Here is a 13522-nt window from a genome sequence, read left to right on the forward strand (position 1 = left end):
GTACTGTACGGTACAGTTTTGGAGTGTATCAGAGTCGTGATAAAATTGAACAGCCCTTTCTTTTCTCAGCCGGTCGTCAAATATGAAAAGCACCAGAACCGAAGCAAAACGACAAAATATCCTTGATGAGGCCACGCAGGTATTTCGCGAACTGGGCTATGAAGGGGCCTCAATGGCGGAAATCTGCGCCCGCGTTGGCGGCTCGAAGGCCACGCTGTATAACCATTTTGCGTCAAAAGATGAGTTATTTTTTGAAGTGATGTCGCGCCTGTGCGAAGAAGAATTCTCCGCAGTGCTCAAGCTGGTGGAGCCATCAATGCTGGAGCGCGGCGACATTACGCTCGCGCTGAATCAGTTTGGTCAGCGCTTTTTGCACTTTATCTACTCTCCGGATGTGCAATCCAACCAGCGGCTGGCGATTGCCGGTTCCGGTAACAACAAGTTAGGCGATCTTATCTATCAGCGCGGCATCCTGCGCGTTCAGCAGCTGATCGCCGATTTTTTATCTCTCGCCATGGAGAATGGTTTGCTGCGCCATGCCGATCCGCGCATTACGGCGCTGCACTTGAGCGCGTTGTTGCAAGCAGAGCTGATGGACCGGTTTTTATTCCGCCAGCAGGACCGCGTTAGCGATGAAGAAGTGCAGCAGGTGACGGCGCGTGCCGTTGAGGTGTTTATGGCGGCTTATCTTCCGCGTTAAGCTCGTTTTAGCGTGAGCCACGTCAGCAAGCAGAATGATAAGCTGTGCTAACATCCTCAGCCGACGAATCATCTGGCTGAATGGAGAAATAATGGAACTGCTGCTATTAAGTAACTCAACGCTACCGGGCAAAGCCTGGCTGGAACATGCGCTACCGACGATTGCCGGGCAGCTAAACGGTCGCCGTTCTGCGGTATTTATTCCTTTCGCCGGGGTGACGCAAACCTGGGACGATTACACCGCGAAAACCGCCGCCGTCTTTGGCCCAATGGGCGTGGCGGTTACCGGAATTCACAGCGTGGCTGACCCGGTGTCGGCGATTGAAAACACAGAGATAGTTATCGTTGGCGGCGGTAATACCTTCCAGTTGCTGAAAGAGTGCCGCGAGCGCGGCCTGCTGGAACCGATGGTGGATGTGGTGAAGCGCGGCGCGCTGTACGTCGGCTGGAGCGCGGGGGCTAACCTTGCCTGCCCGACCATCCGCACCACTAACGATATGCCGATTGTCGACCCTCAAGGCTTTGATGCTCTGGGGCTGTTCCCGCTACAAATTAACCCGCATTTCACCAACGCCCTACCGGAAGGCCATAAAGGCGAAACCCGCGAACAGCGGATTCGTGAGCTGCTGGTGGTTGCGCCGGAATTGACAATTATCGGCTTGCCGGAAGGCAACTGGATTCAGGTGACGCAGGGCCACGCCACCCTCGGCGGCCCGAACCCGACGCTGGTGTTCAGAGCGGGAGAAGAGGCGGTAACTCTTAACGCAGGGCATCGTTTCTGATCCCTTGATCTCACTTTCCCGGAGGCGGTGCTGCGCACCTGTCCGGGCTACCCAACCCCAGACCGCACGGGCCTGTAGCCCCGGGTAAGGCGTCTGCCGCGACCCGGGGAATTTCCCGGAGGCGGCGCTTGACGCGCCTTGTCCGGGTGACCAAACCGCAGACTGCTGTGAACCTGTAGCCCGGTCAGCGCAGCGCCACCGGGGATTTTTGCGACATCACCGGTTAATAATCATCCCGCTCATCGTCCTCATCCGGCTGCTCCATCACACTATAGGCCACCGAGCAGAACAGCGAGTTCAGACGTTTCATGTCGCCCAGTAGCGCCAGATGCAGCGTACTGGTTTCAATACTCTGCACGTTTTGCTGATGTAGTCGGTCAACGTGAGCATGCGAATAGCGGCGGTTTAAAATGCGAAAACGATGCTTACTACGCCGCAGACGACGGGCGCTCGGCACGTCGCCGGAGAAGAATACCGACATCGCCAGCTGTAGATTACTCAGTAATTGATCGTACAGCCCATCCAGCTCCTTCAGCCCCTCCATGGAGAAAGCGCGGCGCGCAGCCAGAGATTTATCGGCGATTTCGCTGCCCATCCTCTCGACAATGTCCGAAGCCTGCTCCAGGTTGAGCGCCATTTCGATGATCTCCGCCCAGCGGCGGGATTCCTCTTCCGCCAGCTCCTCTTTTGGCATCCGCGCCAGATAGAGCTTAATCGCGGTATAAAGCACGTTGATGTCATCCGCCATCCGCCGTAGCTCTTTCTCCTCACGCGACTCACCGTGCATGATCTTGCGCAGGCCTTCCAGCATCTGCTCCATCGCATCGCCAATACGCAGCGTTTCACGAGCGGCATTGGCCAGCGCCAGCGCGGGGGTATCTAGCGCAGAAGTATCGAGATGCTTCGGCTTCAGTCGCGCGTCCAGCTCCGGCTCGTCGCGAATCAAACGCTTACAGAGGCGGGCCATCGGCTCAGCGAACGGCACCATGGCGATACAGCGGATCAGGTTGTAGAAGACGTGGAAGTAGATAACCAGCTCAGCTTCCGCTAACGGCAGCTTATGCATCACCTCAGCCAGGACATGGACAAACGGCAGGATAATCAGGCTGCCCACCAGCTTGAACAGCAGGCTACCAAGCGCAACACGGCGCGCGGCGGCATTCGCTCCGCTGTTATTGAGCATCGCCAGCAGCCCGGAGCCGAGATTAGCGCCAATCACCAGGCACAGCGCGACCGGAAATGAAATCACACCGGTCGAGGTTAACGTGGCGGTCAGCAGCACTGCTGCCAGGCTTGAATAGCTGATGATCGCGAATACCGCGCCAATCAGCGCATCCAGCATAATATCGCCGGTCAACGAGGCGAAAATCACCTGCACGCCGTTGGCCTGGGTGATGGGATGCACCGCCTGTACGATCAGCTCCAGCGCGAGAAGAATCAGCCCCAGGCCAATCCCAACGCGTCCGAGCTGGCCTGCGCGCGTTTGCTTGCGCCCAAGGAAAAAAATCACGCCGATAAAAATCAGCAGCGGCGAAAGCCATGACAGGTCGAAGGTCAGCACCCTCGCCATCAGCGCGGTACCGACGTCCGCCCCCAGCACCATTACCAGCGCAGGGGCCAGCGCCACCAGGTCCTGAGCGACAAAAGAGGTGACCAGCATGGTGGTGGCGTTGCTGCTCTGGACCAGCGCGGTGACGCCGATGCCCGCACAGAAGGCGAGCGGCTTTTTCTCCACGCTGCTGCTCAGAACGCTTCGCAGGCGTGCACCGTAGACGCGCATCACGCCGGTGCGAACAATATGGGTGCCCCACACCAGCAGGGCGACGGCAGAAAGCAGGTGTAGCAGAGTTAACACGGAATCAGCTTCTCCTTATATTTATCGGTTCCTGAGGCTCAAGGCGTCGGCATCATGCCTGATGGCGCTGCGCTTATCAGGCCTACAAAAGATTCTCCCGTAGGCCGGATAAGGCGTTTACGCCGCCATCCGGCAAGCTGCGCCCGCAAACCTTGTTTCAGTATAAGGGTTTAAACACAATAAAGAGACAGGGCGCTCATTGAGCGCCCTGTTAGTTGTAAGGAAAGATAACTGATTGGCGAATCAGTCAGCGTCATATCCCAAATTCGGCGCTAACCAGCGTTCAACTTCCGCCACGCTCATCCCTTTACGCAACGCGTAGTCCTCCACCTGATCGCGCTGAATTTGCGCTACCGCGAAATACTTGCTGTCCGGGTGGCTGAAGTACCAGCCGGAGACCGAGGCTCCGGGCCACATAGCGAAGGATTCGGTCAGCTTCATACCGGTGTGTTTTTCCACTTCCAGCAGCTCCCAGATGGTCGCCTTTTCAGTGTGTTCCGGGCAGGCAGGATAACCGGGCGCCGGGCGGATCCCCTGGTAGTTTTCGCGGATGAGTTCCTCGTTGCTGAGGTTCTCGTTCGCCGCGTAACCCCAGTACACTTTACGCACGCGCTCATGCAGATATTCAGCAAAGGCTTCCGCCAGACGGTCGGCAATCGCCTTCACCATGATCTTGTTATAGTCATCGTGCTGCGCCTCGTAAGCATCGGCCAGCGCGTCCTCTTCAAGACCGCCAGTTACCGCGAACGCGCCGATGTAGTCCGCTTTTCCGGACAATTTCGGGGCGACAAAATCCGCCAGGCAGTAGTTAGCAAAGCCGACTTTCTCGGTCTGCTGGCGCAAATGATGGCCCACGGTCAGCACGTGAGTGCGGGTTTCATCGCGATAGATTTCCACATCGTCACCGACGCGGTTTGCCGGGAACAGCCCCACCACGCCGCGTGGGTTAAGAGATTTTTCAGCACTCAGCTTATCCAGCAGATCGTTGGCATCTTTGAACAGACGCTGCGCCTCAACGCCGACCACTTCATCTTCCAGAATGCGCGGATATTTCCCGGCCAGCGACCAGGTCATAAAGAACGGCGTCCAGTCGATATAGTTACGCAGGGTTTCGATACTGGCTTCAACCTCCTGCACGCCCAGACGATGGGCCACCGGCGGGGTATAGTTTTCCCAGTCAAAGGCCAGATCGTTATCGCGCGCAGCCTCCAGCGTGACCGGCGGCGTACGCGGTTTTTTGCGCGCGTGCTGGATACGCACGGTTTCATACTCTTTACGGGTACGAGCAACGAAGTCATCGCGCTGGGTATCGGAGAGCAGCGCCGCGACGACACCTACGGTGCGCGAGGCGTTCTGCACGTAGACCGTCGGGCCACTGTAGTTCTGCTCGATTTTCACTGCTGTATGCGCTTTCGAAGTCGTCGCGCCGCCGATCAGCAGCGGAATGGTAAAGCCCTGGCGTTCCATCTCTTTCGCCACGTTGACCATTTCATCCAGCGACGGAGTAATCAGTCCGGAAAGGCCAATCAGATCCGCATTCACTTCTCTCGCCGTTCTAAGGATTTTCTCCGCGGGGACCATCACGCCAAGATCGACGATTTCGTAGTTGTTACATTGCAGCACCACGCCAACGATATTTTTACCGATGTCATGCACGTCGCCCTTCACGGTCGCAATGACCATCTTGCCGTTGCTGGAGCCTTTCTCTTTGCTGGCTTCAATGTACGGTTCCAGATAAGCCACCGCCTGCTTCATCACGCGGGCAGATTTCACCACCTGCGGCAGGAACATTTTCCCTTCACCAAACAGATCGCCGACCACGTTCATGCCGTCCATCAGCGGCCCTTCGATGACCTCGATAGGGCGCGTGGCCTGCTGACGGGCCTCTTCGGTATCCAGCTCGATAAATTCGGTAATGCCTTTGACCAGCGAATATTCGAGACGCTTTTTCACTTCCCACGAACGCCATTCAGCCTGCTGGATGTTGGCACTTTCGTCGGATTTGCTACCGCGATATTTCTCCGCCAGATCCAGCAGACGTTCAGTGCCATCATCGCGACGGTTAAGGATCACATCTTCAACCGCATCGCGCAGCTCGGCGGGCAGGTCGTCGTAAATCGCCAGCTGACCGGCGTTGACGATGCCCATGTCCATGCCGTTACGGATGGCGTAGTAGAGGAATACTGCGTGAATCGCCTCCCGCACTGGGTCGTTGCCGCGGAACGAGAAAGATACGTTGGAAACGCCGCCGGAAATTAGCGCATGCGGCAGCTCGCGTTTGATGTCTTCACAGGCACCGATAAAGTCCTGGGCGTAGTTGTTGTGCTCTTCAATGCCGGTCGCCACGGCGAAAATATTCGGGTCAAAAATGATGTCTTCCGGCGGGAAGCCCACTTCTTCGGTGAGAATCTTGTACGCCCGGCGGCAAATCTCAATTTTGCGCGCCCGGGTATCGGCCTGGCCCTGTTCATCAAAGGCCATCACTACCATGGCAGCACCGTAGCGGCGCACTTTTTTGGCATGATGGATAAACGGCTCAACGCCCTCTTTCATCGAGATGGAGTTGACGATGCCTTTACCCTGAATGCATTTCAGCCCTTTCTCAATGACCTCCCACTTTGAGGAGTCAATCATAATCGGCACGCGGGCAATATCCGGCTCACCGGCGATCAGGTTGAGGAATCGCACCATCGCCGCTTCGGCGTCGAGCATCCCCTCATCCATGTTGATATCGATAATCTGCGCGCCGCTTTCCACCTGCTGGCGGGCAACGTCCAGCGCTTCGTTGTATTTTTCTTCTTTAATCAGGCGTTTAAATTTTGCTGAGCCGGTCACGTTGGTACGCTCGCCAACGTTCACGAACAGGCTGTCGTCGCCGATATTCAGCGGCTCAAGGCCTGCGAGACGGCAGGCAACCGGCAGTTCCGGCAACTGGCGCGGCGTCAGCCCTTCAACGGCGCGGCTCATGGCGGCGATATGTTCCGGCGTTGTGCCGCAGCAGCCGCCAACGATATTCAGGAAGCCAGCCTCTGCCCATTCACGGATTTGCGCCGCCATATTGTCGGCGTCCAGGTCGTATTCACCAAAAGCGTTCGGCAGCCCGGCGTTCGGGTGCGCGGTGACGTAGCATTCGGCAATGCGCGACAGCTCCTGCACGTACTGACGCAGTTCATCCGGGCCTAACGCACAGTTGAGACCAAAGGTCAGCGCATCGGCGTGGCGCAGTGAGTTATAGAAGGCTTCAGTGGTCTGGCCGGAAAGCGTACGCCCGGAGGCGTCGGTGATGGTGCCGGAGATCATAATAGGCAGATCCACGCCCAGCGCTTCAAACTCTTCCTTCACCGCAAAAATCGCCGCTTTGGCGTTAAGGGTATCGAAGACGGTTTCAATCAGGATCAGGTCACTGCCGCCCTCCACCAGCGCTTTGGTGGATTCGCGATAGGCCGCCACCAGCCCGTCGAAAGTGATATTGCGAAAGGCCGGGTCGTTGACGTCCGGAGAAATAGACGCGGTGCGGTTAGTCGGGCCGAGAACGCCTGCGACGTAGCGCGGTTTTTCCGGCGTGCGGGCGGTCCAGGCATCGGCGCTGGCGCGGGCCAGTTTCGCCGCCGCAAAGTTGATCTCCGCCGACAGGGATTCCATCTGGTAATCCGCCATCGCGATGGTCGTCGAGTTAAAGGTATTGGTTTCAATGATATCCGCCCCGGCCGCAAAGTAGGCATCGTGGATCGCGGTTATCACCTCCGGCTTGCTGAGAACCAGCAGGTCGTTGTTGCCCTTCAGATCGCATGGCCAGTCGGCAAAGCGATCGCCGCGAAAGTCCTGCTCGCTCAGACGATAGCTCTGGATCATGGTGCCCATGCCTCCGTCCAGCACCAAAATACGTTCTTTTAACTGCTGATGCAGTTGCTCAACTTTGCTGCTCACACTCGCTCCCGACAACGCTCAATCAGACCGAAAAAACTCAACAGACCATACTGGCATAAACCTGGAGGGTGGAAAAGAAAACAACGGCAACATGAGACATGTTCAGCTTCACTCATCCGATCAGTTGGGTAGTGATTGCATTATCGCCAAATAAAACGAAAATCATTTCCACGATACAGAAAAAGGAGTCCGCGATGGCTACCCCCGTTCCTGCAAAACGCGGCAGAAAACCTGCCTCACCCGCCGCCGCTCCGGCTGGCGGACAAGTTCAGTCCCTGACACGTGGCCTGAAGCTACTCGAATGGATTTCTGAATCTCACGGCAGCGTCGCGCTGACCGAGCTGGCCCAGCAGGCCGGTTTGCCTAATTCGACCACTCACCGCCTGCTGACCACCATGCAGCAGTTGGGCTTTGTTCGCCAAGTTGGCGAGCTGGGACACTGGTCGGTGGGGGCGCATGCATTTGTTGTCGGCAGCAGCTTCCTGCAAAGCCGCAACCTGCTGGCTATCGTCCATCCGATTCTGCGCCAACTGATGGAAGATTCCGGCGAGACGGTAAACCTCGCGGTGCTGGACCAGGGCGACCATCAGGCGATTATCATCGACCAGGTACAGTGTACCCAACTGATGCGTATGTCGGCGCCAATTGGCGGTAAGCTGCCGATGCACGCTTCCGGCGCGGGAAAAGCGTTTCTGTCGCAGTTGAGTGAAGAGCAAGTGACCAGCCTGCTGCATCGTAAAGGCCTGCATGCTTATACTCACGCTACGCTGGTGTCGCCGGTGCATCTGAAAGAAGATTTGGCCCAGACGCGTAAACGCGGCTATTCGTTTGATGATGAAGAACACGCGCTTGGCCTGCGCTGCGTGGCGTCGTGTATTTATGATGAACACCGCGAGCCGTTCGCCGCGATTTCTATCTCCGGGCCGATTTCGCGCATTACCGACGATCGCGTCACCGAGTTAGGCGCGCTGGCGATAAAGGCGGCGAAGGAAGTGACGCTGGCCTACGGGGGGATTCGATAACATGAACGATCTGAAATCACGCTGGCAGGCAAAATACCCTCAGGCATGGAGTTGGTCCTTCGGCGATTCGCCAGAATTAGCCGACGAGCTGGCCGCGCTGGTGGTTGCCGGGAAAAAACGTGGAACCTGCGGCTCCTTTGCAAGTTATCAACAAGAAGAACCGCGGCTGACGCCCGGCACATATCATATCGTGCTCAACGGCGCGGGCGAGGCGATGTGCGTGATACGCACCCTGGCGCTCAGGCTGATACGTTTTAACGAAATGAGCCCCGAGCTGGCCGCGCTGGAAGGCGAAGGTGATTTAAGCCTGACTTACTGGCAGTCTGCACATCAGGCGTTTTTTGAGCGAGAAGGCACCTGGGCACCGGATATGGAGCTGGTGTACGAAGAATTCGCCGTTATTGAAATGGCCTGAACCAGGCCATCGGCTTAACCCGCCTGCTGTAGGTTGTCGTAGCGCACGCAAAAGCGCTGGCGGCGGCGATAGGCGTAGACGTCCTCCACGTGGCCCTCTCGAATCCGCGTTTGCAACGCCCGCCAGTAATCAGCACGCAGCAGGTCGGCATGCATCTCTTCAAATAGCGGCCCGATGCGCCGGTCAGCGCACAGCCAGTGGCGAAACTCTTCCGGAAAGACATCCCCCGGCGAAACGCTATACCAGGGCTCGCTGGCCAGCTCGTCTTCCGGATAACGTGCAGGCGGGATTTCGCGGAAATTCACTTCGGTCATATAGCAAATTTCATCATAATCGTAGAACACCACCCGGCCGTGGCGCGTGACGCCAAAGTTCTTAAATAGCATATCGCCGGGGAAAATATTAGCGGCGGCCAGTTGACGAATGGCGTTCCCATACTCCTCTACCGCATCGCGCAACGCCTGACCGTCCACCTGCTCCAGCCAGATATTCAACGGCACCATCCGCCGCTCAATATAGAGATGGCTGATGACAATCCGCTCCCCGAGATCGGTGATTTTTGCTCCAGCCTCGGTTTGTAACAGGGTCATGAGTTCAGGCGCAATTTGCCGTTTCTCCAGCACAAAATTTTCAAACTCCTGGGTATCCGCCATTCTTCCCACGCGGTCGTGCTCTTTAACCAACTGATAGCAAGCGCGCACGTGGGCGGCGGTCATCTCTTTTTGCGGCGCAAAATTGTCTTTGATTACCTTAAATACCCGGTCAAATCCCGGCAAGGTGAATACCAACATCACCATCCCGCGAATGCCCGGCGCTTCGATAAATTGCTCATCGCTGCGGGAGATATAGTGCAGGTATTCGCGATAGCTTTCGGTTTTCGCATGCTTCTGACAGCCAATCGCCATATACAGTTCGGCGGTGGTTTTACCCGGCAGGATATCGCGCAGCCATTCGACCAGCGCGCCGGGCAGCGGCGCGTAAACCATAAAATAGGAGCGGGCGAAGCCAAAAACGATACTCGCTTCGGCATGCGTCGTCAGGCAGGCATCGACAAACAGCTCGCCTTCGTCGGTACGATGAATTGGCAGCAGGAAAGGCAGCGTCGTCATTGGCGTGACGAGTTTACCCACCAACCAGGCAGCTTTATTGCGATAAAACAGTTCGTTCGCTACCTGCAAATGCGACCGGGAGAGCAGTTCGCTGCCAAGCGCCTCCTGCAAACAAGCGGTGATATAGCCGATATCACGTGCCCGGTTTTGCCACGGTAGACGCAGAGGGAGATCGGATAACACCTTGCGTAATAAGGTGTCCCAGCCCCGATCGGGGAAGAAATCTTTTGCCAGCGGGCGCGGGATAGAGCGCAAACGGCGCTCGGGCTGTGAACTGAAAATAAAAAGCCGCTCGGGAGTCAGCGAGCGGTGGTCAAACAACCGACAATAGACGGAATTGAAAAAGCTCTCCGCAATTTCGAAGCGAGGGTAATCCGGCAACAAGTGGGTGTAGTGCTCTTTCACCCGCAGCAAAAAATCAGCATCGGTATTTTTGCCATCGGTAATGCAGCGCAGCTGTTCGACAACCAGACCGACATGGTGATCATAGAGATGAATGCGCTGTTTCATTGCCTGCTGGACGGCATGCCAGTCAGCCTGTTCGAAGCGCTGCTGGGCACCGGAAGTGACTTCAAGAAAACGCCCGTACTGGGCGTCAAAACCCTGCAAGATAGTCTGAGCAATCAATAATTCCAGGCCACGCGTCATATCTTCCCCCTCACCCATCCCTCTCCCCCCGGAGCGAGGGAGAGGGGGAAATCATCAGAACTGCTCTTCTTCTGTTGAACCGGTTAACGCCGTGACCGACGAGGCCCCACCCTGAATAATAGTGGTCACCTTATCGAAGTAGCCGGTGCCGACTTCCTGCTGATGAGAGACAAAAGTGTAGCCATCTTTAGCCGCCGCAAACTCCGGCTGCTGGACCTTCTCAACGTAGTGCTTCATGCCTTCGCCCTGAGCGTAAGCGTGCGCCAGGTCGAACATGTTGAACCACATGCTGTGAATACCGGCCAGGGTGATGAACTGATACTTGTAGCCCATATCCGCCAGCTGCTGCTGGAAGCTGGCGATGGTTTTATCATCCAGTTTTTTCTGCCAGTTAAAGGACGGCGAGCAGTTGTAAGCCAGCAGCTTACCCGGATATTTGGCGTGAATCGCATCGGCAAAGCGTTTCGCCAGCTCAAGGTCCGGGGTAGAGGTTTCGCACCACACCAGGTCAGCATACGGTGCGTAGGCCAGCCCGCGACTGATCGCCTGTTCGATACCCGCGTGGGTACGGAAGAAACCTTCGCTGGTACGGTCGCCAGTGATAAATTCGCGATCGTAAGGGTCGCAGTCTGACGTAATTAAATCGGCAGCATCAGCATCCGTTCGGGCGATCACCAGCGTCGGCACGCCCATGACGTCAGCCGCCAGTCGCGCGGCAACCAGTTTCTGAATGGCTTCTTGCGTCGGCACCAGCACTTTGCCGCCCATATGACCGCATTTCTTCACCGAGGCCAGCTGATCTTCGAAGTGAACGGCCGCTGCACCGGCCTCAATCATCGATTTCATCAACTCAAACGCGTTGAGTACGCCGCCAAATCCTGCTTCCGCATCGGCGACGATCGGCAGGAAATAATCGGTGTAACGCGGATCGTTCGGCTCAATACCGGCAGACCACTGGATCTGATCCGCGCGGCGGAAGGTGTTGTTGATCCGATCGACAACGGCCGGTACCGAGTTCGCCGGATAGAGCGATTGATCCGGGTACATGCTGGAAGCCAGGTTGGCGTCCGCCGCAACCTGCCAGCCAGAAAGATAAATGGCCTCAATACCCGCTTTCGCCTGCTGCAACGCCTGCCCGCCGGTCAGCGCGCCGAGGCTGTTGATATACCCTTTTTTCGCTTCACCGTGCAGCAGCCGCCACATCTTCGCCGCGCCCAGCTGAGCCAGGGTGCATTCCGGATTGACTGAACCACGTAATTTCACCACGTCTTCAGCGCTGTATGGGCGGGTAATGCCTTCCCAGCGCGGGTTCGTCCACTCTTTATTTAATTCTTCGATTTGTTGGGTACGAGTTTTCATGTACAGATGCTCCATATTGTTATGTGGTGAATTAGGCCAGCAGGCGGTAGCCCGGCAGAGTCAGGAAGTCGATTAATTCGTCAGAAGTGGTGATTTGTTCCATCAGGCGGGCGGCTTCATCAAAGCGCCCGCTGCTGTAGCGGTGTTCGCCCAGTTCGTCCTGAATCACCCGCATCTCTTCAGCCAGCCACTGACGGAATAGTGCTTTGGTTACCGGCTTGCCGTTGTTCAGGGTTTTCTCGTGATGGATCCACTGCCAAATGGAAGTACGAGAGATTTCGGCAGTAGCCGCATCTTCCATCAGACCATAAATCGGCACGCAGCCGTTGCCGGAGATCCATGCTTCGATGTACTGCACCGCCACGCGAATATTGGCGCGCATGCCTTCTTCAGTTCGTTCACCTTCACAAGGAGCCAGCAGTTGCTCGGCGGTAATTGGCGCATCGTCATCACGGGTGACGAACAGCTGGTTTTTATTCTCGCCCAGCACGCGGTTAAAGACGGCCATTGCGGTATCCGCCAGCCCCGGATGGGCGATCCAGGTGCCATCGTGGCCGTTATTAGCTTCCAGCGATTTGTCGGCTTTTACCTTATTCAGTACCTGATTATTTCGCTCAGCATCTTTGCTCGGAATAAATGCCGCCATGCCGCCCATCGCAAACGCACCACGCTTGTGGCAGGTTTTAATCAGCAATCGCGAGTAGGCGCTGAGGAAAGGTTTGTCCATTGTCACGACCTGTCGGTCCGGCAGCACGCGATCCGGGTGGTTCTTCAGGGTTTTGATATAGCTGAAAATGTAGTCCCAGCGCCCGCAGTTCAGACCCACTATATGGTCACGCAGCGCGTGCAGGATCTCATCCATCTGGAAGACGGCCGGCAGCGTTTCAATCAGTAGAGTGGCTTTGATGGTGCCGCGCGGAAGCTCAAAGCGGTCTTCAGTGAAGCTAAAGACTTCACTCCACCACGCGGCCTCCTGCCAGGCCTGAGTCTTCGGCAGATAGAAATAAGGACCGCTATCTTTTGCCAGCAACGCCTTGTAGTTGTGGAAGAAATAGAGAGCAAAATCGAACAGGCTGCCGGGAATAGCATCCCCACGCCATGTCACGTGTTTTTCCGGCAAATGCAGGCCGCGTACACGACAAATAAGTAATGCCGGGTCCGGCTTAAGCTGGTAAATCTTGCCAGCCTCGTTGGTGTAACTAATGGTACCGTTTACCGCATCACGCAGGTTAATTTGCCCATCAACGACTTTGCTCCATTCGGGTGCCAGCGAGTCTTCAAAATCGGCCATAAAGACTTTTACTTTCGCATTGAGCGCGTTGATGACCATCTTGCGCTCAACCGGGCCGGTAATTTCTACCCGGCGATCCTGCAAGTCTTCAGGAATGCCGCGAATTTTCCAGTCACCATTACGAATGGAAGCTGTTTCCGAAATAAAATCAGGAAGCTTGCCATCATCAATTGCCTTCTGTTGCTGGATTCGTGCCGTCAGCAATTTATTGCGCTCAGGCGTAAAACGGCTCACCAGTTCGCTCAGGAATTCCACCGCCTCAGGCGTTAAGATTTGCTTTTCCTGTTCGCCGTAGGGCTGACTGAAAGTCAGTTCATCAGTGATTGTCGCCTGCTGCGTCATTGTGCTGCTCCTCTTGGTTGATCCAGTTGGCGCGAACGTAAGATCGTTGTGTAGTTTTCGTTCAGCACAATTA

9 protein-coding genes are annotated in these 13522 nt (G+C 56.3%); 4 read left to right on the top strand and 5 right to left on the bottom strand.

Annotated elements, in window-relative coordinates; translation table 11 throughout:
• Positions 1-82: 82 nt before the first annotated feature.
• The gene (locus tag AC07P6_RS28615) at positions 83-700 is read left to right on the top strand and encodes a TetR/AcrR family transcriptional regulator (protein WP_182235617.1); all 618 of its coding nucleotides are present in this window, start codon (positions 83-85) and stop codon (positions 698-700) included.
• Positions 701-791: 91 nt separating this feature from the next.
• Entirely contained in the window at positions 792-1481 is a 690-nt protein-coding gene (pepE, locus tag AC07P6_RS28620; protein WP_478315220.1) for a dipeptidase PepE, read from the top strand.
• Between the two features lie 223 nt (positions 1482-1704).
• Here the strand turns inward: pepE and AC07P6_RS28625 are convergent, their stop codons facing one another.
• Positions 1705-3336, bottom strand: coding sequence for a Na/Pi cotransporter family protein (locus AC07P6_RS28625; RefSeq protein ID WP_181484057.1), 1632 nt, complete (start codon positions 3334-3336; stop codon positions 1705-1707).
• A gap of 243 nt (positions 3337-3579) precedes the next feature.
• Positions 3580-7263 carry a methionine synthase gene (metH, locus tag AC07P6_RS28630; RefSeq protein WP_478315221.1) on the bottom strand — a complete coding sequence of 1228 codons (3684 nt, stop codon included), beginning with the start codon at positions 7261-7263 and terminating at the stop codon, positions 3580-3582.
• A gap of 194 nt (positions 7264-7457) precedes the next feature.
• Between metH and iclR the strand changes: the two genes are divergently transcribed.
• Entirely contained in the window at positions 7458-8285 is an 828-nt protein-coding gene (gene iclR / locus AC07P6_RS28635; protein ID WP_478315222.1) for a glyoxylate bypass operon transcriptional repressor IclR, read from the top strand.
• A gap of 10 nt (positions 8286-8295) precedes the next feature.
• On the top strand, positions 8296-8700 hold the full coding sequence (locus tag AC07P6_RS28640) for an ASCH domain-containing protein (RefSeq protein WP_478317108.1): 405 nt from the start codon (positions 8296-8298) through the stop codon (positions 8698-8700).
• A 14-nt stretch (positions 8701-8714) separates the two neighbouring features.
• On the opposite strand, the gene aceK is transcribed toward AC07P6_RS28640, so the two are convergent.
• The 3 genes from aceK to aceB are packed head-to-tail and all read right to left on the bottom strand — an operon-like array spanning position 8715 to position 13449.
• A complete protein-coding gene (gene aceK / locus AC07P6_RS28645) occupies positions 8715-10457 on the bottom strand; it encodes a bifunctional isocitrate dehydrogenase kinase/phosphatase (protein ID WP_434660702.1) in 1743 nt (580 codons plus the stop codon).
• Positions 10458-10511: 54 nt separating this feature from the next.
• Positions 10512-11816, bottom strand: a complete 1305-nt coding sequence (gene aceA, locus AC07P6_RS28650) for an isocitrate lyase (protein WP_434660703.1) — start codon at positions 11814-11816, stop codon at positions 10512-10514.
• A 31-nt stretch (positions 11817-11847) separates the two neighbouring features.
• Positions 11848-13449, bottom strand: a complete 1602-nt coding sequence (aceB, locus tag AC07P6_RS28655) for a malate synthase A (protein ID WP_478315223.1) — start codon at positions 13447-13449, stop codon at positions 11848-11850.
• Positions 13450-13522 lie beyond the last annotated feature (73 nt).

The organism is Klebsiella sp. GFKo11 (assembly GCF_056490265.1).

Excerpts from the sequence above, each read along its gene's own strand:
- AC07P6_RS28615 (WP_182235617.1), top strand. The coding sequence starts at position 83 with ATGAAAAGCACCAGAACCGAAGCAAAACGACAAAATATCCTTGATGAG.
- pepE (WP_478315220.1), top strand. The coding sequence starts at position 792 with ATGGAACTGCTGCTATTAAGTAACTCAACGCTACCGGGCAAAGCCTGG.
- iclR (WP_478315222.1), top strand. The coding sequence starts at position 7,458 with ATGGCTACCCCCGTTCCTGCAAAACGCGGCAGAAAACCTGCCTCACCC.
- aceK (WP_434660702.1), bottom strand. The coding sequence starts at position 10,457 with ATGACGCGTGGCCTGGAATTATTGATTGCTCAGACTATCTTGCAGGGT.
- aceA (WP_434660703.1), bottom strand. The coding sequence starts at position 11,816 with ATGAAAACTCGTACCCAACAAATCGAAGAATTAAATAAAGAGTGGACG.
- aceB (WP_478315223.1), bottom strand. The coding sequence starts at position 13,449 with ATGACGCAGCAGGCGACAATCACTGATGAACTGACTTTCAGTCAGCCC.